The sequence below is a fragment of the Tenacibaculum insulae genome, assembly GCF_964512435.1.
Lineage (GTDB): Bacteria > Bacteroidota > Bacteroidia > Flavobacteriales > Flavobacteriaceae > Polaribacter > Polaribacter insulae_A.
Genome location: NZ_OZ208512.1, coordinates 1,454,220 through 1,474,657 on the forward strand (window position 1 = coordinate 1,454,220; position 20,438 = coordinate 1,474,657).

Annotated in this window: 17 protein-coding genes; 1 reads left to right on the forward strand and 16 read right to left on the reverse strand. The window is 32.6% G+C overall.

Annotated features, from left to right (window positions below; all coding sequences use genetic code 11):
* Positions 1-46: 46 nt before the first annotated feature.
* The 5 genes from ACN5J5_RS06770 to ACN5J5_RS06790 all read right to left on the reverse strand — a co-directional run bounded on the left by ACN5J5_RS06770 (position 47) and on the right by ACN5J5_RS06790 (position 6,376).
* Entirely contained in the window at positions 47-916 is an 870-nt protein-coding gene (locus ACN5J5_RS06770; protein ID WP_418644174.1) for a cupin-like domain-containing protein, read from the reverse strand.
* Positions 917-1,023: 107 nt separating this feature from the next.
* Positions 1,024-2,121 (reverse strand): biotin synthase BioB, encoded by a 1,098-nt coding sequence (gene bioB / locus ACN5J5_RS06775; protein WP_418644175.1) that lies wholly within the window; start codon positions 2,119-2,121, stop codon positions 1,024-1,026.
* Positions 2,122-3,175: 1,054 nt separating this feature from the next.
* Positions 3,176-4,594 (reverse strand): flotillin family protein, encoded by a 1,419-nt coding sequence (locus tag ACN5J5_RS06780; protein WP_418644176.1) that lies wholly within the window; start codon positions 4,592-4,594, stop codon positions 3,176-3,178.
* Between the two features lie 9 nt (positions 4,595-4,603).
* Positions 4,604-5,176 (reverse strand): hypothetical protein, encoded by a 573-nt coding sequence (locus ACN5J5_RS06785; RefSeq protein ID WP_418644177.1) that lies wholly within the window; start codon positions 5,174-5,176, stop codon positions 4,604-4,606.
* A 57-nt stretch (positions 5,177-5,233) separates the two neighbouring features.
* Positions 5,234-6,376, reverse strand: a complete 1,143-nt coding sequence (locus tag ACN5J5_RS06790) for a beta-ketoacyl synthase N-terminal-like domain-containing protein (protein ID WP_418644178.1) — start codon at positions 6,374-6,376, stop codon at positions 5,234-5,236.
* A gap of 135 nt (positions 6,377-6,511) precedes the next feature.
* Here ACN5J5_RS06790 and ACN5J5_RS06795 point away from each other — a divergent pair, with 135 nt between their 5' ends.
* Complete coding sequence (locus ACN5J5_RS06795) at positions 6,512-6,949, forward strand: cytochrome c oxidase assembly factor Coa1 family protein (RefSeq protein WP_418644179.1); 438 nt, start codon at positions 6,512-6,514, stop codon at positions 6,947-6,949.
* On the opposite strand, the gene bioA is transcribed toward ACN5J5_RS06795, so the two are convergent.
* From bioA to ACN5J5_RS06850, 11 genes are all read right to left on the reverse strand, one after another.
* Complete coding sequence (gene bioA, locus ACN5J5_RS06800) at positions 6,935-8,200, reverse strand: adenosylmethionine--8-amino-7-oxononanoate transaminase (protein ID WP_418644180.1); 1,266 nt, start codon at positions 8,198-8,200, stop codon at positions 6,935-6,937. The two genes, ACN5J5_RS06795 and bioA, sit on opposite strands and share 15 nt — an antisense overlap.
* A gap of 184 nt (positions 8,201-8,384) precedes the next feature.
* Positions 8,385-8,663, reverse strand: coding sequence for a GIY-YIG nuclease family protein (locus ACN5J5_RS06805; RefSeq protein WP_418644181.1), 279 nt, complete (start codon positions 8,661-8,663; stop codon positions 8,385-8,387).
* A gap of 468 nt (positions 8,664-9,131) precedes the next feature.
* On the reverse strand, positions 9,132-9,740 hold the full coding sequence (gene bioD / locus ACN5J5_RS06810; protein WP_418644182.1) for a dethiobiotin synthase: 609 nt from the start codon (positions 9,738-9,740) through the stop codon (positions 9,132-9,134).
* Between the two features lie 327 nt (positions 9,741-10,067).
* Complete coding sequence (locus ACN5J5_RS06815) at positions 10,068-11,192, reverse strand: aminotransferase class I/II-fold pyridoxal phosphate-dependent enzyme (protein ID WP_418644183.1); 1,125 nt, start codon at positions 11,190-11,192, stop codon at positions 10,068-10,070.
* Between the two features lie 195 nt (positions 11,193-11,387).
* On the reverse strand, positions 11,388-12,080 hold the full coding sequence (locus ACN5J5_RS06820) for a M48 family metallopeptidase (protein WP_418644184.1): 693 nt from the start codon (positions 12,078-12,080) through the stop codon (positions 11,388-11,390).
* Positions 12,073-15,252 carry a type I restriction endonuclease subunit R gene (locus ACN5J5_RS06825; protein WP_418644185.1) on the reverse strand — a complete coding sequence of 1,060 codons (3,180 nt, stop codon included), beginning with the start codon at positions 15,250-15,252 and terminating at the stop codon, positions 12,073-12,075. The genes ACN5J5_RS06820 and ACN5J5_RS06825 overlap by 8 nt, the downstream gene beginning before the upstream one ends.
* A 496-nt stretch (positions 15,253-15,748) precedes the next feature.
* Positions 15,749-16,279: a hypothetical protein gene (locus ACN5J5_RS06830; RefSeq protein WP_418644186.1), complete on the reverse strand. Its 531-nt coding sequence runs from the start codon at positions 16,277-16,279 to the stop codon at positions 15,749-15,751.
* Positions 16,279-16,989, reverse strand: coding sequence for a DUF3800 domain-containing protein (locus tag ACN5J5_RS06835; protein WP_418644187.1), 711 nt, complete (start codon positions 16,987-16,989; stop codon positions 16,279-16,281). The genes ACN5J5_RS06830 and ACN5J5_RS06835 overlap by 1 nt, the downstream gene beginning before the upstream one ends.
* Positions 16,986-18,323, reverse strand: a complete 1,338-nt coding sequence (locus ACN5J5_RS06840; protein ID WP_418644188.1) for a restriction endonuclease subunit S — start codon at positions 18,321-18,323, stop codon at positions 16,986-16,988. The genes ACN5J5_RS06835 and ACN5J5_RS06840 overlap by 4 nt, the downstream gene beginning before the upstream one ends.
* Positions 18,320-19,882, reverse strand: coding sequence for an N-6 DNA methylase (locus tag ACN5J5_RS06845; RefSeq protein WP_418644189.1), 1,563 nt, complete (start codon positions 19,880-19,882; stop codon positions 18,320-18,322). The genes ACN5J5_RS06840 and ACN5J5_RS06845 overlap by 4 nt, the downstream gene beginning before the upstream one ends.
* A gap of 7 nt (positions 19,883-19,889) precedes the next feature.
* A complete protein-coding gene (locus ACN5J5_RS06850; RefSeq protein ID WP_260584809.1) occupies positions 19,890-20,090 on the reverse strand; it encodes a helix-turn-helix transcriptional regulator in 201 nt (66 codons plus the stop codon).
* Between the last annotated feature and the right edge of the window lie 348 nt (positions 20,091-20,438).

Genomic DNA, 20,438 nt, shown 5'->3' on the forward strand with positions numbered 1-20,438 from the left:
TACCATCTTTTATTTATAAAAAAAAGCGCCAATATTGGCGCTTTTTTTATGAAATATTATTTGCTTTATTAGTTCTTATAATGGCTTGTTCATTTTTCCAATCAATCCATTTTTGCCCTTTAATTCTACGCATTAAATTATCGTAATTACGCATTACAAATACGTTAAATAAAGCTTTTCCTAATCTACTAGGTGTACGAGCAATGGCACGTAAGCTCATAGAAAAACCAGGTGTTATATAACGCATATAATGCCAATAACCTTCGGGCATGTATAAAACGTTACCGTGCTCAAGATTGGTAATATATCCTTTGGCATTTTTTAATGCAGGCCATTTTTTAAAATCAGGATTCGAAAAATCAATATCTTCTCTGGTAATTAAAGAGTGTGGTATTTTATACAAGTATTTATTTTGCTTTTGATCAAATAAGATAACTTCTTTTTTTCCTTCAAAATGAAAGTGAAAAATATTAGCTAAATCAATATCATAATGCATAAAAGTGTACGAATCTTTTCCTCCAAAAAACAACATAGGCATTCCTTTCATTAAACGTAAACCAAAATCAGGAAACGTAAAATCTTTTTGAAGTATCGGAACCTCTTTTAAGATATTCCATAAAAATATTCTAAATTTTGTAGGCTCACGTTTTAACAAATCTACATAATCACTCATTTTCATGGTAGCATGCGGCTCATTAAAACCATCTTTATAATCTACAGGTCTGTCGTCATATAAAGGCACTGTTTTGTCGCCAGCAACTTCTTTCATGTACGCTAATGACCATTTCGAATAAGCTGGCCAATCTTCAATAAAGCGCTCAATTACCACAGGTTTTTGAGGTTTAAAGTAGTTTTTAATAAAATCTTCTTTGGTAATAGTTGCTACGCTATCAATTTTGGCAAGATTTAGCCCCATTTATATCTAAATTAAAAAAACAAAGTTACTAAAATGTTATAAAACTTTTAAAAAAGAAAACCATCAGAAAAACTGATGGTTTAAAATAATTATTTTAAAATTAAAACTTAAGCTTTTAATTCTTTAGCTTCTTGCTTTTTTTGTTCGTTTCTATCAATTTTATGCTCAGGCCTTGTCCATTTTGGCTTTTCACCTAAAGCTTCAAATTTAGAATCTTGCGCTTCAACAGATTGCGGTTGCACTTTTTTAGTAAATGGTTTTTGTGGATTCATTCCTAATAATTTAAACATTTTCATGTCTTCATTTACATCAGGATTCGGAGTTGTAAGTAACTTATCTCCAGCAAAAATTGAATTTGCACCAGCAAAGAAACACATTGCTTGTCCTTCTCTACTCATTTGAGTTCTACCAGCCGATAAACGAACCTGAGTTTCTGGTAACACAATACGTGTTGTTGCTACCATACGAATCATATCCCAAATTTCAACAGGTTTTTCATCTTCTAACGGCGTACCTTCAACAGCAACCAAAGCATTAATAGGTGTAGATTCTGGTTGTGGATCTAAGGTTGATAAAGCAACTAACATACCCGCTCTATCTTCAGCACTTTCTCCCATACCAATAATTCCGCCCGAACAAACAGTTACATTTGTTTTACGAACATTATCAATCGTATCTAATCTGTCTTGATAACCACGTGTAGAAATCACTTCCTTATAATATTCTTCCGACGAATCTAAATTATGATTATAAGCATATAAACCAGCTTCAGCCAAACGTTGCGCTTGGTTTTCAGTAACCATTCCTAAAGTACAGCAAACCTCCATATCAAGTTTATTAATGGTTCTTACCATTTCTAACACTTGGTCAAATTCTGGTCCATCCTTTACGTTACGCCAAGCAGCTCCCATACAAACACGCGAACTTCCGCCCGATTTTGCTCTTAAAGCTTGTGCTTTTACTTGTTGTACACTCATTAAATCGTTTCCATCAACATTGGTATGATAACGTGCCGCTTGCGGACAGTATCCACAATCTTCAGAACATCCACCAGTTTTTATTGATAATAAGGTAGAAACCTGTACTACGTTTGGATCGTGACTTTTTCTATGAATCGATGCTGCATCATATAAAAGCTCCATCATAGGTTTGTTATATATCTCAAGAATTTCTTCTTTCGTCCAGTTGTGTCTTACTTCACTCATAAATTCAAGTTGTTTGTAATGCCAAAAATAAAAAAACTAATTGTCTTTTTATTTCTTTTTAGAAGCTATTTCCTGCTTTCACTACTCGCTTTTTTTGAGAAAAACAAAAAAGAGCTCAAACAAGCCGTTCAATCAGGGCTAAACCTATTTACAAAAATACCGTTTAACAGCAGCTTTTTATTTCTATTTATCAAAGAAAGAGGAATCGATATTGTTGTAATATTTTAAATTTCTCAATTTTATCCAAATAAATACTAAACGTTACGTCAACCTGAACTTGTTTCAAGTTCTCGTCAGGAATCAATACTTTTTGTTGCAAAAATGCGATTCTGAAATAAATTCAGAATGACGCGCTTGTATCGAGTTCTATATCAGTACAGCTATTTATTAACTATTTTTATCTGTAAAATGTAAAGAACATCTGAAAATCATCCAAATAAATAGCTACTAAACGTTACGTCAACCTGAACTTGTTTCAGGTTCTCATCAGGAGTCAATACTGTTTGTTATAAAAATGCGATTCTGAAATAAATTCAGAATGACGCGCTTGTATCGAGTTCTATATCAGTACAGCTATTTATTAACTATTTTTATCTGTAAAATGTAAAGAACATCTGAAAATCATCCAAATAAATAGCTACTAAACGTTCCGTCAACCTGAACTTGTTTCAAATTTTCATCAAGAGGAAATACTGTTTGTTATAAAAATGCGATTCTTAAATAAATTCAGAATGACGCGCTTGTATAGTGTTCTGAATCAAAACAGCTATTTATTAACTATTTTTATCTGTAAAATGTAAATAATAGCTGAAAACCATCCAAATAAATAGCTACTAAACGTTACGTCAACCTGAACTTTTTTCAGGTTCTCATCAAGAGCCAGCATTGTTTGTTATAAAGATGCGATTCTGAAATAAATTCAGAATGACGCGCTTGTATCGAATTCTGAATCAAAACAGCTATTTATTAATTATTTTTATCTGTAAAATGTAAAGAACAGCTGAAAACAAAAATTCCGCTATGAAAGCGGAATTTTATATCAATTATAGTATGTTTAAGAAGGTGAATTATCTTCTTTTGTATCTTCAATTATTTCGGTAGCAATATCTTTTCCTTTTAAATATTCAGGTAATTCCATACCCGCCATATTAAACATTTCTTGTAATGGCGGTACCGATTTGTACATACCAGAAATAAAGTTAGATGTTGATGATTTTCCGTCTTTTCCGCCACCATTTTCCCAAACAGTAACCTTGTCAATCTTAATATTTTTAATAGCTTCGGCTTGTGTTTTAACTAATTCAGGTAATTTATCAGCAATTAAAAGTAAAACAGCATCTTTAGAGTTGTTACCTGCAGCTTTTACAATTTGTTCCATACCCGCAGCTTGTTTTGTTAAAATTTCAAACTGACCTTGTGCTTCAGCCTGTGCTTTAAATAAAATAGCATCTGCCTGTCCTTTTGCAATTCTCCTAATATTTTCAGCTTCGGCTTCTGCATCAATTTCTACTTTGCGTTTATCTATTTCAGCAGGTACAATAATATCTGCTAATTGAGATGAACGTTCTCTTTCAGCCCTAGCTACTTCTGCTTCTTGTTCTGCAGCATACGATTCTTCTAATGCCTTTGCTGTTTGTACTTTTTCTGATGCAATTGCAGTACGTTCTGCTTCTGCCTCACGTTGCCTTCTTAACGAATCGGAATTAGCAACAGCAATTTTTGCGGTATTTTCTCCTTCTACAGCTTGCGCGTTTGCAGCAGCAACTTGTGTTCTTTCATCTTGCACAGCATTTGCTTCACCAATAGAACCATCTCTAGTTTTTTCGGCAACCGATTTACGAGCAGCGTTAATTGCATGTGCAGCAGCTTCTTTTCCTAAAGCTTCTATATAGCCAGATTCATCAACAATATCGGTAATATTTACGTTGATTAATTTTAAACCAACTTTTTTTAATTCAGATTCTACACTTTTAGAGATATTGGTTAAAAACTTATCTCTATCTGAATTAATTTCTTCAATATCCATCGATGCAACGACTAAACGTAATTGCCCGAAAATAATTTCTTGTGCTAATTCCTGAATGTTATTTTGGTCTAAACCTAACAAGCGTTCAGCAGCATTTTGCATAATTCCTGGCTCGGTAGAAACTCCGATTGTAAATCTAGAAGGAACATTTACACGGATATTTTGCTTAGAAAGTGCGTTTACCAAGTTAACTTCAATAGAAATTGGTGTTAAATCTAAAAATTGATAATCTTGAATTACCGGAAAAATAAAGGCCGCACCACCATGAATACATTTGGCAGATTCACCTCCGCCAACTTTACCATAAACTACTAAAATCCTGTCTGAAGGACATCTTTTATAGCGTTTTATCATGGCAACTATTAATATAAAAATGAACAGGATTGCAACTCCTATTCCAATTAAGCCCGCAAACGGACTGTTTTGTAATACAATTAAATGTAGCATAGTAATTTTTTATTTTTGAGGTTCAATAATTAATATTCCGTTGTTTGTTACTTCAATAACTTTAATAACATTTCCTTGTTTTAAATCTTCATTGTAATCGGTTAAAGCTTCTAATTCTCTTAAAGCGCCTTGTACTTTTACTTGTACTTTACCAATGCTAGATCTTTTAGCACCTACAGTTAAATACACTTCGCCTATAGAATTTAAAGCATTTTGCATTTTTAATGTTCCGCTAGCACCTAATTTACTAATGTAATAAAACATAGCAGCCATAACAAACATCATGGTTAAACCACAAAATAAAGAAATAATAATGGTTATAGACTTTGAGTTTTCTGCATCTATACTTGCAATACCACTCCAACCAAAAATGGCAAAAAAAGCAACGACGTTTTTAAAAGTAAAAAATTGAAATCCAGCACCAATATCCGCATCTATTTCTGCATCGATATCGCCAATGTCATCTGTATCGGCACCTACAAATGTGCTAATTAGTACAAAAAGAAAAATAAGGGAAGCTATTCCTGTTATTATCCAATATGTTTTTTGAAAAGAAGTTAAATCTGTAAACCATTCCATCATAAAGCAATTATTTTAATGAGTTATTAAAAATAGATAAATTGCTTTAAATAGACACTATTATTTAGTTAATAAAACAGAAACGGCATTTCCGCCAAAACCAACCGCATTTACCAATATGTTTTTAAGGTTTTTTGGTGGTAGTTGTTTTTTAACAAAAGGCACTGCAATTGCTTTTTGATGCTGTAACATTAACATTGCTAACTCTAAACTAAGTAAGCCAGAAGTGCCAAAAGTATGGCCAACTTTCCATTTATTGGTTGTTAAAAAAGGTGTTTTATCACCAAAAACTTTGTCAATTGCATTAATTTCAGATTGGTCTCCTTTTATAGTGCCAGGTGCATGCATTACAATAGCATCAATTTCATCAAGAGAAATATTTTCTAAAGCCATTTTCATTGATTTTTGAAAACACTCAGCATTTGCTGTAACCGATGTATTGTGTTTTAAAACCTCGGTAGCATAGCCAACGCCTTTAATAAAAGCTAATGCATTTTTTTGCGTTCCTTTTTCTAAACAAAAAACTGCAGCGGCTTCTCCTAAAACCATGGTGTTTTTGGTTTTTTCTAAATCGAAAGCTTTACAAGGGTGTTCATCGGTTTCTTTCGAGTATACTTTTAAGGCTTGCATTTGTGCAATCGTAAAATCGGTTAAAGAAGCTTCGCTGGCACCAATCATAAATTTTTTAGCCATACCAGATTGCAACCATGCAACCCCGTTTAATAACGAATGTAAACCTGTAGAGCAGGTAATAGAGTGCGAAATTTCGGGTCCGTTACTTTGTAAATCGTGTGCAATCCAAGAAGAAATATTTCCTAAAGTGGTGGTTGGAGAACTTAAGGTTGATGATTTACCGGTGTCTAAAAATTCTTTATGATATTTTTCAAACAGAGAAGTTGCTCCTCTTGATGAACCAATATTTATTCCAAAATTATCATCCGATGTCCAATTTGTTTTCTCAATTGCTTTTCTGGCTACATACAAGGTGTATAACACAGAGTCGTCTAAACTTTTGTATTTGTTGTCAGAATTTCTAATTTCTTCAATAGCAAGTTTATCTTCGTTTGTTAAACAGCCTGTCCAAACATTTTCTTTTAAAGTTAAGAAATGTTTTGTGGTTAAATAGTTTTTCCAAATTTGCTCAGGAGTACTTCCTATAGCAGAAACGGAAGCAAAAGAGGTAATAGAAATTGGTTCTTTCATAATTTATTTCCGTCATACTGAACTTGTTTCAGTATCACATTAAAATGATTGATAATATCAATGCAAAAATAACAGTAATATCAACGAATATGAAAGAAATAAAAATAATTATCTTGCACTAAATTTTTTGATATTATGAGTGAGCAACAACAAAAAAGTTGGTTTGGTAGAAATTGGTTGTGGTTTGTACCAGTATCTGGATGTTTAGGATTTATTTTATTGATAGTTATGGGAGTTGGTGCCGCGGTATTTAGTGTTTCTAAAATGATAACTAATGCAACACCGATAGAATATGCAATTGAACAAGCTGTTAAAAATAAAGAGGTAACTCACTTTTTAGGTGAATCGATAGAAAAATATGGAATTCCATCAGGAGAAATATCAATAAATAATAATGATGGAGAGGTTGATTTTTCAATTCCAATACAAGGAAATAAAGGAAAAGGGACTTTAATTGTTAGAGGTATTAAAGTTGATGGAACGTGGAGTTACGAAGATTTATATGTTGTAATTAAAGAAACTGAAGAAGAAATTAACTTGCTTGAAAAAGAAAAGGTTTTAGAAAATATCTAAAACCTTTTCGATAGTGGCATATACTTTTTGCAACTGCTCTTTTTTAATTACATACGGAGGTTGAATGTAAATAGTGTTTCCTAACGGTCGTAAAAAAACGCCGTCATTCATAAAATGTTTTAATAATTGATCGCGTAAAGTACCGTAACGACCAGCATTGGTTTTTAAATCGATGGCTAAAATTACTCCTTTAGCGCGTGTGCTTGCTACTTTTGGGTGGTTTTTAATTTGCGCTTCAAACGTTTTATGGGAAGCTGAAATAAACTGAATACTGTCTTGAATTTCTTTGGTCTGTAATAACTCAATACTTGCCAAAGCAGCACTACATGCAATAGGATTTGCTGAATACGTATGACAGTGAAAAAAACCTTTTGCAATATCGTTGCTTAAAAAAGTACTGTAAATTTTTTCGGTACACGAGGTAATTGCCATCGGCACTAATCCGCCAGTTAAGGCTTTACTTAAACAAATAATATCTGGTTTTGTAGTAACTTCATCCGAAGCAAAATTATTACCTGTTTTACCAAAACCTGTCATTACTTCATCAGCAATGGTTAAAATGTTATTAGCTTTACAAAAATTTAAAATTTCGTTTAAATCGTTTGCTTCGTGAATTTTCATTCCGGCAGCACCTTGCACTAAAGGTTCGTAAATAAAACCAGCAATATCATTTTTAGTAATAATTTCTTTTAACTGATGTAGAATTTCTTGATTGTTTTCGCCATTTGGAACAGGAATACGCTCAATATCCATTAAAAAATCTTCAAATGGACCGTTATAAGCTGATAAACCAGAAACTGACATCGCCCCGAAAGTATCACCATGAAAACCATCTTCAAAAGCAATAAAGGTAGTTCGTTTTTCGCCTTTATTAAAATAGTATTGCAATGCCATTTTTATGGCAGCTTCTACGGCTGTTGAACCATTATCGTTAAAGAAAATTCGGTTTTGATTTTCTGGAAGGATTTTAATAAGCTCTTCTGATAATTTTACGGCAGGTTCGTGTGTAAAATCACTAAACATTATTTGATCTAATGTTTGCATTTGTTGATAAACACGATTGGTAATAAAATCGTTGCAATGTCCAAACATACAGGTGTACCAAGACGAAATAGCATCGATATATTCATTGCCATTTTCATCAGTTAAAATACATCCTTTAGCTTTTATAATTCCTAAACTATCCGGATGCGTTTGGTGTTGTTTTAGCGGATGCCAAAGGTGTTTTTTATCTCTTTCTTGAAGTGTCATGTTATATTTTTTCGTTTTACTGATAATAAGTTTAATGCTAAATTAGCAAGTATATTATGTAATTATATTTCTTTTTATCATGCGACCCTGAAACAAGTTCAGGGTGACGTTACGTTGGTGTTTTTGTCTCGTTTATTCTATATTTCGTCATGCTGAATTTATTTCAGCATCGCATCAAAAGTAATTAATATTCTAATGTTTTTAAAGTTGGATTTAATTCTCTAATTAAATTAAGTTTCCATTCTTTATGCCAATTTTTTAATTGTTTTTCTCTAGCAATAGCTTGATTGATGTCAGAAAATTCTTCGAAATAGATTAAATCAACAACATTATATTTTTTGGTGAATTTTGATGCTTCCCCTTTTTTATGTTCAATAATTCTTTTAGATAAATTTGCGGTTACTCCAGTATAAAATGTAGTTCGGTATTTATTAGCTAGTATGTATACATAACTTTGCTTCATTTTGTAATGCGACCCTGAAACAAGTTCAGGGTGACGTTTATTTTTTTATAATTGTAATATCATTTCGTCATGCTGAATTTAGTTCAGCATCTCATTAAAAAGATTTCCTCATGATTAGCAGTTAAAGATACAAATATAACTTTTGCTTCATTTTGTAATGCGACCCTGAAACAAGTTCAGGGTGACGTTTATTTTTTTATAATTGTAATATCATTTCGTCATGCTGAATTTAGTTCAGCATCTCATTAAAAAGATTTCTTCATGATTAGCAGTTAAAGATACAAATATAACTTTTGCTTCATTTTGAAATGCGACCCTGAAATAAATTCAGGGTGACGTTAACGTTTGTATTTTATATGTTTATTATTCGGTTTCGTCATTCCGAATTTATTTCGGAATCTCATTAGGTTCCTTTTTTACAATGCAAAATAGAGTTTTATGCGACCCTGAAACAAGTTCAGGGTGACGTTATAATTTATCTTTAAAAAGTTCGGCGTATTCTTTAATTACATTTTTATCAAAATAAGGCTCTTCATCAATACGTCCAATTACAGAAATGTTTGTCATTTTTTTGACGATATCTTCTGTGGTTTTATATTCATTTCCAGAGAAAATAATAGCAACATCAAAGCCTTTTTCTTGTAATAATTTTATGGTTAATAAAGTATGATTTATACTACCTAAATAATGACGCGAAACTACAATTACTTTATATTCTGGTTTGATAATATCTAAAATTGTGTCCGAATTATTTAACGGAACTAATAATCCACCAGCGCCTTCAATAACTAAATTTTTGTTGGTTTTTGGTTCGGTAATTTTAGATAATTCAATAGTAACACCATCTATTTCTGCTGCAGCATGCGGACTCATAGGAGTGTTTAGCGCGTATGAATTGGGATGAATTATGGTCTTTGAATTAGAAATTAGTTGCTCGATTTTATGTGAATCAGAGTTTTCTAGTTCGCCTGCTTGTATCGGTTTCCAGTAATCAGCTTGTAATGCTTCGGTTATAATTGCTGATGCTACAGTTTTTCCTACTTCAGTAGAAATTCCTGTGATAAAATATTTTTTCATTTAAAAGATTGTTTAATTAAGAATTTGTTGTCATAAGAAAAAGAGATACAAGGATAATTATGATAATAACCGTAAAACCAATGTAGATTTTTTTACTATTAAGTGTTTCTAAATGTCATACTGATTGTTTAGAAAAATTTGGATTTGGGTTAAATAAAATTAAAAAAACTGATCCAATAAAACTTATTAATTTTTTTATAAAACTCATTTTTTATTAACAATTTGGAACTATTATTAATGTCATGCTGAACTTGTTTTCAGCATCTCATATCTATTAGTAATTGATTTATGTAATGCGACCCTGAAATAAATTCAGGGCGACGATTTTTAATTTATAAAAATATTTAACCAATCTAAAACACTCGTAATTTCTTTAAAAGAATTATATGAATGCAAACAAAAACGTAATCTCTCTTCTCCTTTTGTTACTGTTGGAGATAAAATTGGTTTTATCTCAAAGCCTTTTTCTTTAAGTTTTTCTGCAATCAGTTTTACTTTTTGGTTGCCAGAAATGACACAACAATGTATGGCAGTATTACTTTCGATAAAATTAAGTTGCAATCTGTTTATTTCTTGCTTAAAAAAGTGAATATTTTTTTGAAGTAACTCTTGCGATTTCTTTTGATGTAATTGAGTGTAAGCAAATTTAATAGTTGCTATTGCATGAGGAGATAAACCTGTGGTGTAAATAAAACTTCTAGAAAAATTAACGAGATATTCTTTTAGTTTATTGCTTCCTAAAACTACTGCTCCGTGACAACCGAGTGCTTTTCCGAAGGTAATAATTCTTGCAAAAACGTCTGTTTGTAAGTTTAATTCTTGAATCAATCCGAAGTTAAAAACTCCTAAAGCATGCGCTTCATCAACAATTAAATACGCGTTGTTTTTTTTACAGATTTCAGTTAGTTTAATTAAATTTGGTGAATCGCCATCCATAGAAAAAACAGATTCTGTAACTACATAAATATGATTATTTTCTTGTTGAAATCGTTTTAATAATTCCTCTAAGTGTATTAAGTTATGGTGTTTAAATTTATAAGACTTGGCGTTTGAAAGTTGAATTCCGTCACGAATAGAAGCATGAATAAATTCATCATATAAAATAACATCACCTCGTTGAGGTACAGAAGAAAATAACCCAATATTAGCATCGTAACCAGAATTAAAAATTAAGGCTTGTTCTGTTTGATGATATGTTGCTAATTCTTTTTCAACAATCGAATATAAATGATGATTTCCAGAAAGTAATCGAGAGCCTGTTGCTCCATTAATTTTTAAATTTTCATCAAGTAAAAATTGATGTGTCTGATCAAAAATAGTTACAGATTTCGCAAAACCTAAATAATCATTCGAAGAAAAGTCGATTAAATGAACTTCGTCTCCAAGTGTCCTTAAAGATTGTGTTTCTTTTCGTTGTAGTAATTTTTGAGTAAGTTTTTTTGGAAATAGCATAGTGCAAAAATATGACGTTACAGCGTTTTGATGAAATCACGAGCAAGTTATATGCAAGTTTTTAGCTGATTTTCAAATTAGCTGATTATAATAACAAAGTTAACATTTTCGGGCAGTTCTATCTATTAGGATATATGTGTAATAAAAGAAATAGAAAAAATAAAAGAAAAAATACGTTTGTTGTCTTGAACTGTTTTACAATTTCATTCCATACATGCGTTCGTCCAATTCTTTCCAGTTCTGAATGTGTTTTGATAGTTCCGCCCAAAATTCCTTCGAGTGGCTTTTTACTTTGGTATGCACCAACTCATGTACAATAAGATAATCTATTAACGAATACGGCAATTTAATAGCATCAACATTTATAATAATATTATTGGATGGTGTACAGCTTCCCCAGCGTTTTTCAAGTTGCCTAAATTTCAGTTCGTTAAACTGTAATTCCGTTTTTTTAGACCATTTTCGCACTCGTGGTGCAATTTTTTCTTTGGCTTTGACAATTATAAAATCATTAAAAGCTTTTTTTATAGTTTGCTGGTTATTTAAATGTTGAGGTACATATACTTTAAATTTTGATTCTGTAAAATCTATCGTAATTACCTCAACACCTTCTTTTTTTATTACCTCAACATAATACTTACGACCCAAGTATTGAATTCGAGTTCCAGTTACGATATCTTCATTGCCAATTGAGCTGACCAACTCCAATTTATCAAGAATCCACTTGGCTTTTTTTAAAATTAATTGCTCGGCAGTAGTTTCTGGTATCAGTTTACCTTTCAACACTACACCAGCACCTTTTTCTACGGTAATGTAATGCGATTTTAACTGTTCTTTTTCCAGAACTGTATAATCAATGGTTTTATGTCCGTAGGTAACGCTAGGCATCTTTATTTTTTATTAATACGTCTACCATTTCTTTGGCTTTCGTCTTTGCTTCGTTGCGCTCTAACTTCGTTTTTAGAAAACGCATGATTTTGTTTTCAATATCTTTTTGTACTCTACCTTTAGCTTGCCAGCCTACAATATCCAATTCGCCTTTAATTAAATCGAACAATGTTTTTGTCGCATCTTCGGCATCTTCATTAAACAACACTTTCATTGAATTGTAAACTGCTCGTTGCTGCTCGGTATAAAAACCTTTGGCTTCGCCTTCGGTTTGTTCTTCAATAATTTCATCTTGCATTGATGTCATTGCTATAAGAAATTCCGTTTGCGTAATGCGCTCGTCTTTTTTCATCTTTAGTAATTCATCTAAACGCTGCGCTAATGGTTTATAAAAGTCGGGATTTTTATCTATACCGACTTTAATGGTATGTTTTAAATTATTTCGCATTTTCAGCTCTTTGGTAGCTGGTGATGCGTTCATAATTTCTTCCTTAAACTTTTCTTTGTCAATAATAGAAATAGGTTCTTCTAGTAAATTTTCAACACCTTCGGCTTTTAAATGCGTATCAATCATGCTTTGCAGCATCTTGCTTTCGTCTTTACTAATTTTTAGCTCATCATCATCTGGAAACGCATTTTTAGCGCGTAGTTTTATTTCATTGTACAGTTTAAAATCGTCTTGGTATTTCATGGCTTTTGTGTTTGGTAACACAATATTAATCGATTTGTTAAAATCTTTTAAAATCGCCTTAAAATCGTCACGTTTATTAATTGGTTCAATAAAACGAACCGCAGCATCTATATATTCATTACGCTTGTAGTTTCTATCAATTTTCATTGGTTTGAAAAAATCTACCAACTTGGTATGATTCATGGCTAGCTTTGGTAATTCTTCATTGAGGTTCTTTAAAATATCGTCTGGACGAATATCACCAGAAAATATTTCTAAGGCTTGTACCAAGTAGGCTGTAATACCATTATAATCTACAATGTAACCGCCCGATTTTCCTTTTCTTGAACGATTTACACGTGCAATGGCTTGTAATAAATTATGTTCTTTTAGTGGTTTATCTAAATATAAACACGATGTAATTGGTGCATCCCAACCCGTAAGTAACATATCACTAACAATAATAAAAGCCGTATTATCGTATTGTTTTTTACCCGATTTTTCAGTGTCATTTTCATTACCAAAAGGCATTTTAAAATCGTCTGTTACATCTTTAATAGCTTCTGGTGGTACAACCCAAACTGGTTTTTTATTTGTTGGGTTGTTCTTGTTCCACTCTAAAGTTTCGTAGTACTCTTTTGCAATGGCATCACTTTTTGGTGAGCCAATACTTACCACTACTTTCGATTCAAAATTATGCAGTCCTTCTTCTTTTAATTGGTGTAATACTTGCTGGTATTTTATAGCTGCTTCACGACCACTGCAAACTATCATTGCTTTATGTCCGTCTGGATAAATTTTATTGGTATAATGATTTACCATGTGTTTACCAATGGCATTGATACGTTCGGCAGATAGTTGGTATTTGCGTAATGCTTCTTTTTTTAGTTTGTCTTTTTTATCTTCATGAGCATCGCCAAATTTTTCTTCAAATTCTTTGTCTAACTCTTCTTTTTTAACATCTAGCTTTGCAATACCTTCATCGTAAAATAATTCTACCGTAGCACCATCGGCAACGGCCTCGGTAATAGTATAAACATCTATATATTCACCACCGTAAAATTCGCCTAAGGTAGATTTATCTTCTTTAGATATTGGTGTTCCTGTAAAGGCTACAAATTTAGCGTTTGGTAATACGGTACGCATAAACGACGCTAAAAAACCGTAGTGACTTCGGTGCGCTTCATCTACTAAAATGTATAAATTTTCTTTTTTAGATAGTTCTTCTAGCTCAATTTCTTGACGTTCAATTTCAACCCATTTCCCCTTTTGAAGTTCTTTTATTATTTTAATAAGCTTCTTGCCTTCCAAGTGTTTTTCAATAAGCAGATTGCCACGTTCTTCCAGTTCGGTTTGGTCGCTGGTAGTAGTTGCTTCGGTATCTGTTTCTTGAAATTTCTGTAAAGTGGTGGTTATGATACTACCATAATCGTTGCGTAGTAAACTGTCTAAATTTACTACAGAATTGGCTTGATTTACGTTTTTTAAACCTACGTTTCGGAAAGTAGTAGTTATTTGGCGGTCCAAATCTTTACGGTCGGTCATAACCATAACGGTCGGGTTTTTAAAGCCGAATTCTTGCGCTTGTAATTTTCTGGTTACATACGCCATGGTTAACGATTTACCACTTCCTTGCGTATGCCAAACAACACCACCTTCGCCCGCTTGTAAGCGTTCGATAGTTTTATTGGTAGCTCTTATTTGCTGATATCTTGGTAGCTTTTTAATGGTACGTCCTTCATCTAATTCAAACAGTACAAAATGCCTAATAATATCTAGCAGTCGTTCTTTTTTAAATAAGGCCAACAACAATTTATCTTGTTCACGCTGGGCTTGTGCTATAATTTCGGTATCATCTTTTGATGTTTTAAATACCGAATAAAATTGCTGAGGTGCATTGATGGCTCCGTATTTTCCTTTTTCACCCCAAATACCTACGCAAATTTGATTGTAATGAAATAGTTTTTCGTTGAGGTCTTGATATTCTACTAAATCACTATAAGCAGAATCCCAAGCATTATTAGATTTTGGTGATTTACATTCTATCACCGAAATAGGTAATCCGTTAAGATATACTACTAAATCTGGACGTGATTTTCGGCCAACTCTATTATGGTAAGACATCTGGTTTACCACTAAAAAATCGTTGTTATCTGGATTAGCGTAATCTATAAAATGTACGGGTTTAAATACCTCATCACCATTTATTACTTGTTTTACAACATAATTACCACCACGTAACAATTCCCAAATTTTTTGGTTTATTTCCATGAGTGATGCACCGTTTACGGTGGTTAGCTCTAAAAATGCTTTGTTTAGGTTGTTGTCGTTTATCCACGGATTAATGCGCTTAATAGCTGCTAATAATCTGTTTTTTAAAACCACTTCGGTAATGGCTTCACGCTCGTCTTGTTTACTAGCATCGTAATACTGGTAACCTAATTGTTGTAACAATTGTATGGCTGGTAACTCGCTATGTATGTATTCGGGTGACTGACTCATCTTTTTAATTTATAAAACTATTTATCGACCATATATCGACCACTTTATCGACCATTTGTTCGTTATTTATCTGTTTTTGGTCGATAAAACCAATTCAGATACTCTTTATTTTGATTATATCGGACACTTTTGAATAAATAAACACTATTTGTCCAATAGAATGTCCGATATAATTTTTTTTATAATTTTGTTACGCACTTCCTTCCATATTAGGGGGATAGTGTTTCGAGGCTCGATACATCAAGACATGTACCGAGCCTTGCGGTTTTATCACGTCTAATTTAATGATTAACAGATTTTTACAAGCCAAAAACACGGCTAAAAAAACCTTATTCTTGGTTAAATAATGTTAATGTTTATTGATTTATTAACAATTTATAATATATTTGCCGTGTCAATACCCAAAGGGTAGAGGACATGGCTGGTAACTTGATTACTTCGTTCGTATTGCCTTAAGATACGTGCCTCGCTTACGAAGTGGGGTTTTTTTTTACCCTTATTCTTTATATTTCCAGTACGCATCTTTATACTTATTTTTACTTTGAGTATCTACTGAAAACGAAGTTATTAACATCAATTGCGGATTTATTTCTCTTACAATTACTATAAAGTTTTTTTCTTCGTACCAATAAAACAATTGATTGAAACCTTTATCATTAACAGCTTCAAAATATTTTATTCTTGGGTCATTTACATTTTCTATTATAGGCTTAATCCAATGTATTTTATTAGCGCGTTGGTTATCAAAATAGCGCCTTTTATTATGCTTGCTTTCTCTCGTAATAATATGCTCAAACCCTTGCGACTTTCCTCTGCAAACTGGATGTCTTGATTTCTTTCGGTTACTAGAGAGTTTAATGCCTTTTATTATTAACGGTTTTCTAACAATGTCATCTAAAAAAGTAGCATACATCTTATTTAGCTGTTCATTGGTTGGTCCATCTACTGAAAGCTCCTCAAATAAATCTTCCAATTCATCCAGAACATCAAACTCATCATCTATGTCGGTTAAATTATCAAAATTCATTAGGACCCGCTTATTTGAAAATCAAAAATATTAAACTTTGGTTCCCATGGAATTGTTCCGTCATCCAATGAATAACCCGATTTTTCTTCCAAATAGCTTACAATTTCACGTTTTACTTTAGAAGCGTTTTCTTTTTCGTGTTCTTTACGTGTTTTATAGGTGATGGCTCCAATAAACAAATCGGTTAATTGTAAAAATTCATTTTCGCTTGAATGTATGTGTTGAAAATAGCCAAAGGATTCATCGCCTTTATTCTTTTTATTAAAATAATATTCAAGTTCATTTAGGCGTTGCTTACCTCTGGTGTCTTTTATATCTAGTAAAACCCGATAATTAAAACCTAGCGGATTAGTATATCGATTATTCAACAATAGAAATACTACTTTGTTATAAAAAGTATTATGGTCGCCTTCGTTAAATTTTTGGTGATTTAGATTTTTCTTATTCTTAACTAATACACAACGAAATTCCATTTTATTATCGAAGAAAAAATCTATTAACGCTTTATATAAGTTAATACGAGAGTACGATAATTTATTCCATTTAATTTCGGTTGGCGACTTATGTACACGCTTTAAATGCTGTATTTTATCTTTTAATTCTTGATAATGCTTGTGCTTAATTTTAGTATAACCAATACACATAATAGCAGAATCGTCATTTTCTAAATGGCAACTTTCATCTATATATAAACTATATGTTTTACTCATACTTCTACCCTTTCTTTAATTAAACCCGTTACCCGAACCTTACCCGTTAATAACTGCTGCATTAAACCTTTTTTAAGGTCTTGGTAGTGGGTTTTCTTGTTTTGTAAAACGTCTAGTTTAGCATCTACCGTACTTAAAATATTGGCGATTTGGGTTTGTTCTTCTTTTGGGGGTAATATTGCTGAGAGTTTTCTTAACTCAGTTTTATTAATTTTTGGGTGTCCACTACCAGCAATAATTTTATCAATTTGTCTTAATCCTATTGAAGAAGATAAATAAGCATGTAAATACTTTGAAACAATATTTTTATTATTTGCACGAATTACAATCATATTCGGTGCAATAGTCGCTTTTTTACTAATTTCTGGCATCATCCACGCTTCACCAACATTTGCCCCAATATTTGCAAACAATATTTCATTACCATAAAGATTTGATTTTGAAAGAAAATTATAACTTTTTTCATCAACATATTTTTGCTCTGAATGACCTAAACCTTTTCTTAAATCTGTTAATCTCACATAAATAGCATGATTTAATTCTGTAAAAACATTTACATTCTCTTTTAAAGAAGCAAAACTTCCAGCAGCAACATAATCTGTTATTTCATCAGTAAAATCATCTAAGTTTTTCACCTCCCAACTTTTAGGAATTTCCCCAAGCGGTGACTCTTTAAACTCGGTATGGCCGATGCCTTTAGTTAACAAACGCTGCATGAGCCCTTTTTTAAGGTCTTGGGTTTGGGCAATGCGTTGGTCTATTACATCAATTTTAGCATCTACCGTACTTAATATTTCTGCTATTTTTTGTTGTTCTGGGAGTGGTGGGAGTGTAAGAAGTGTTTTTCTAAATTCAGCCATTCCAACTAAGTTCCTCATCGCTCCACCTTGAGTTGAATCAGTTATTTTGTTTTGAAAAGGCTCAGAACGAAATTGTTGTAAAAAGTAATTGTCTGTTATTATATTTCTATCTAACCTAAGCCTCAACAATGCTTGATTAATAACTCCTTTTTTAAAATTTTCTGGGACTTTTGCAATTCTACCAATTGTTCCAGAACAGCTTACAATAAAATCATTAGCTTCAACTTTAAAAGCTTTTAGTTCATTGTACTTATCTTCTTCGATAAAATAACGAGCAGTTTCAAAATCATCGTAAATAGCATTTCTTTGCTCATATACTTGGTATCCTTTCTCTACAAAAAAAGCTTTCTTAATAGCTCCACCAAAAGGCCCTCTTCTCATACCTTGCTTGGGTATACAAACATCTTCTAGTTGAACAACTTCCCAGCTTTTAGGAATTTTTCCTAAACGAGAATCTTTAAATTTATTTATCATATTCCCAACTCTTTTAAAAACTCGTTCAATTTGTCATCAATATCAGCTTCTTGTATATCTAAATCAGCTAAAACAGCTTGTACCGCTTTTACATCAATAATGGGTTCGGGTTCGCTGGTGTCTATATAGCGGCTAATGTTTAGGTTGTAATCGTTTTCGGCAATTTCATCTAAGTCAACAATACGCATGTATTTGTCTACTTCAGTATTGGCATCGTAGGTAGCTACAATTTTTTTAATGTGTTCGGGTAATAACTCGTTTTGGTTTTTCCCTTCTTTAAAATCGCTGCTGGCATCAATAATAGTTACCTTCCCTTTTTTGGCTTCGGTTTTATTTTTATTTATCAACCATACCGAGGCTGGTATGCCCGTGTTATAAAATAAGCCAGAAGGTAGGCCTACAATAGCTTCAATTAAATCGGCCTCTAAAAGTGCCTGTCTAATTTTACCTTCAGTAGAGCCTCTAAATAGTGTACCGTGCGGTAAAACCACACCCGCTTTTCCGTCTTCTTTTAAAACGGCAATCATGTGTTGTATAAAAGCTAAATCGGCATAACCACGAGGTGCAATTCCGTATTGAAAACGTCCGTACGGGTCGCTAACTTCTTTTTTATAGTTGGGTGTTACTTTTTTCTCTTTTCCGTTTTTATCGAGTTTTACAACAATATTGGCTTCTGCTGGGCTCCACCATCCATCCATAGAAAAAGGTGGGTTTGCAATAACACGGTCAAACAATTGCAGTTCGTTGTCGTTATTGCGGTGTTTTGGGTCGGTTAAGGTATCACCTTTGCGTATATCGGCATCTGTAAAATTATGCAGTAACATGTTTAGCTTACCAATGGCCCAGGTACCCAAGTTTTTTTCTTGTCCGTTTAAGCTTACATTAATGTTATTACCTACTTTTCCGTTAGGTTGCTGTGCTATATAACGTGCCGATTCTATTAACATACCACCAGAGCCACACGTTGGGTCGTAAATACTATGTTTTGGTTGCGGTTTTATAAGGTTTACAATAAGTTGTACCACACCACGAGGGGTGTAAAATTCGCCTCCTTTTTTACCAGCATCGTCAGCAAACATTTTAATAAGATACTCGTAAGCATCGCCCAAAAGGTCGTTAGATTTTAAATGTGCATTGGCTAACGAATGTTGGTTAAAGTGGCGCAATAAACGTTGTAAAAGCTCGTCACTTAGCTTCTCTTTATCACCAAACTTGGTGGCAGTCATTACGCCTTCTAAACTGGTGTTTTCACGCTCAATAGCAGCAAAAGCTTTATCGAGTGCCACACCAATATTTTCGGTTTGGCTTTTTATGGTTTCCCAGCGAGCTTCTGTTGGTAGCTGAAAGTAGGTTTCATCTTCGGCATCTTCACGAGAAATACCTTCACGTTGCATAATTGTGGCAACTTCTTCTAAAAATACATCGTTAGAGCGCTTTAAGAATAAGAGTCCGAATATGTAATTTTTAAAATCTGAGGAATCAATACTTCCGCGTAATATGTTTGCTGAATCCCATAGCCAAGATTCTAGAGTTTCTAAAGTTAGTTTATTTTCAGTCATTGTATCTTTAAGCAGTTTTTTTATTATCAATCAGCAAATCTTTCACACTAATATTTAAAATATCAGCAATTTTGTATAAGGTTTCTACACTTGGTTGTCGTCTGTTAGTGGTATATGATAATACCATATTGTAGCTTTTGCCCAGCTCTTTAGATAGCCAAATTTGTTTTAATCCCTTTTGTACCAACACCTCTTTTATGCGATTCATAATTATGTAAATTTTGCTTTTCGAATATAGTTAAAAACTATCATTAAACGATAGTTGGTTTACGTATAAAAAACAGCGGTGAAGAAGATTTAAAACAAAAACTTGTAACTGGCTGATTTTTGGGTAATTACGATATTTTTTACTTGACAATGCTGATAAAAAAGTGCTATACAAGATTCTTTTAAGCGGTCTTTACGTATGTTTTTTAGTGCTGCGCTAAAAACATTTTTATGCACGTGCACTTTTTGGTCTAAAAAGAGGTTTGTGCAAGTTTTTGACCTATGGCTGCTGTTTTTCGTGCACAAAATTAAGCTGCATAATGCAGTAATTTTGATGTTTTAAAAAGAA

Bases quoted from the DNA above. Each gene is read 5' to 3' on its own strand.
- ACN5J5_RS06770 (WP_418644174.1), bottom strand. From the start codon at position 916: ATGGGGCTAAATCTTGCCAAAATTGATAGCGTAGCAACTATTACCAAA.
- bioB (WP_418644175.1), bottom strand. From the start codon at position 2,121: ATGAGTGAAGTAAGACACAACTGGACGAAAGAAGAAATTCTTGAGATA.
- ACN5J5_RS06780 (WP_418644176.1), bottom strand. From the start codon at position 4,594: ATGCTACATTTAATTGTATTACAAAACAGTCCGTTTGCGGGCTTAATT.
- ACN5J5_RS06785 (WP_418644177.1), bottom strand. From the start codon at position 5,176: ATGATGGAATGGTTTACAGATTTAACTTCTTTTCAAAAAACATATTGG.
- ACN5J5_RS06790 (WP_418644178.1), bottom strand. From the start codon at position 6,376: ATGAAAGAACCAATTTCTATTACCTCTTTTGCTTCCGTTTCTGCTATA.
- ACN5J5_RS06795 (WP_418644179.1), top strand. From the start codon at position 6,512: ATGAGTGAGCAACAACAAAAAAGTTGGTTTGGTAGAAATTGGTTGTGG.
- bioA (WP_418644180.1), bottom strand. From the start codon at position 8,200: ATGACACTTCAAGAAAGAGATAAAAAACACCTTTGGCATCCGCTAAAA.
- ACN5J5_RS06805 (WP_418644181.1), bottom strand. From the start codon at position 8,663: ATGAAGCAAAGTTATGTATACATACTAGCTAATAAATACCGAACTACA.
- bioD (WP_418644182.1), bottom strand. From the start codon at position 9,740: ATGAAAAAATATTTTATCACAGGAATTTCTACTGAAGTAGGAAAAACT.
- ACN5J5_RS06815 (WP_418644183.1), bottom strand. From the start codon at position 11,192: ATGCTATTTCCAAAAAAACTTACTCAAAAATTACTACAACGAAAAGAA.
- ACN5J5_RS06820 (WP_418644184.1), bottom strand. From the start codon at position 12,080: ATGCCTAGCGTTACCTACGGACATAAAACCATTGATTATACAGTTCTG.
- ACN5J5_RS06825 (WP_418644185.1), bottom strand. From the start codon at position 15,252: ATGAGTCAGTCACCCGAATACATACATAGCGAGTTACCAGCCATACAA.
- ACN5J5_RS06830 (WP_418644186.1), bottom strand. From the start codon at position 16,279: ATGAATTTTGATAATTTAACCGACATAGATGATGAGTTTGATGTTCTG.
- ACN5J5_RS06835 (WP_418644187.1), bottom strand. From the start codon at position 16,989: ATGAGTAAAACATATAGTTTATATATAGATGAAAGTTGCCATTTAGAA.
- ACN5J5_RS06840 (WP_418644188.1), bottom strand. From the start codon at position 18,323: ATGATAAATAAATTTAAAGATTCTCGTTTAGGAAAAATTCCTAAAAGC.
- ACN5J5_RS06845 (WP_418644189.1), bottom strand. From the start codon at position 19,882: ATGACTGAAAATAAACTAACTTTAGAAACTCTAGAATCTTGGCTATGG.
- ACN5J5_RS06850 (WP_260584809.1), bottom strand. From the start codon at position 20,090: ATGAATCGCATAAAAGAGGTGTTGGTACAAAAGGGATTAAAACAAATT.